1 rRNA gene is annotated in these 1254 nt (G+C 51.0%); it reads left to right on the top strand.

Annotation, left to right across the window (positions count from 1 at the left end):
- Positions 1 to 1182, top strand: a 23S ribosomal RNA gene (locus HG263_RS22100); the annotation flags it as partial.
- Positions 1183 to 1254: the final 72 nt, after the last annotated feature.

The raw sequence follows: 1254 nt of genomic DNA, 5'->3' as shown, positions 1-1254 counted from the left end.
GCACTTGCTGCTGGAGCTGAAGTCAGCCGCAGTGACCAGGTGGCTGGGACTGTTTATTAAAAACACAGCACTGTGCAAAATCGTAAGATGACGTATACGGTGTGACACCTGCCCGGTGCCGGAAGGTTAATTGATGGGGTTAGACGTAAGTCGAAGCTCTTGATCGAAGCCCCGGTAAACGGCGGCCGTAACTATAACGGTCCTAAGGTAGCGAAATTCCTTGTCGGGTAAGTTCCGACCTGCACGAATGGTGTAACCATGGCCACGCTGTCTCCACCCGAGACTCAGTGAAATTGAAATCGCAGTGAAGATGCTGTGTACCCGCGGCTAGACGGAAAGACCCCGTGAACCTTTACTACAGCTTGGCACTGAACATTGACCCTACATGTGTAGGATAGGTGGGAGGCTTTGAAGCACAGACGCTAGTTTGTGTGGAGCCGACCTTGAAATACCACCCTTGTAGTGTTGATGTTCTAACTTAGGTCCCTGATCGGGATTGAGGACAGTGCCTGGTGGGTAGTTTGACTGGGGCGGTCTCCTCCCAAAGAGTAACGGAGGAGCACGAAGGTTGGCTAAGTACGGTCGGACATCGTACGGTTAGTGTAATGGTAGAAGCCAGCTTAACTGCGAGACAGACACGTCGAGCAGGTACGAAAGTAGGTCATAGTGATCCGGTGGTTCTGAATGGAAGGGCCATCGCTCAACGGATAAAAGGTACTCCGGGGATAACAGGCTGATACCGCCCAAGAGTTCATATCGACGGCGGTGTTTGGCACCTCGATGTCGGCTCATCACATCCTGGGGCTGAAGTCGGTCCCAAGGGTATGGCTGTTCGCCATTTAAAGTGGTACGCGAGCTGGGTTTAGAACGTCGTGAGACAGTTCGGTCCCTATCTGCCGTGGGCGTTTGAGAATTGAGAGGGGCTGCTCCTAGTACGAGAGGACCGGAGTGGACGAACCGCTGGTGTTCGGGTTGTGATGCCAATTGCATTGCCCGGTAGCTACGTTCGGAATCGATAACCGCTGAAAGCATCTAAGCGGGAAGCGAGCCTCGAGATGAGTTCTCACTTTAACTTTAAGTTAACTGAAGGGCCGTTGAAGACTACAACGTTGATAGGCTGGGTGTGGAAGTGTAGTGATACATTAAGCTAACCAGTACTAATTACCCGTGAGGCTTAACCATACAACGCCAAAGTGGTTTTACACGCTAGAAGTTAGTGTTACTAAAGTAGCGTTTTACGAATTATCAGAATTT

The sequence above is a fragment of the Pseudoalteromonas caenipelagi genome (assembly GCF_013140855.1).
Taxonomy (GTDB): domain Bacteria; phylum Pseudomonadota; class Gammaproteobacteria; order Enterobacterales; family Alteromonadaceae; genus Pseudoalteromonas; species Pseudoalteromonas caenipelagi.
Note: the sequence above shows the minus strand (reverse complement) of the source record. Positions and strands in the feature narration are given on the sequence as shown.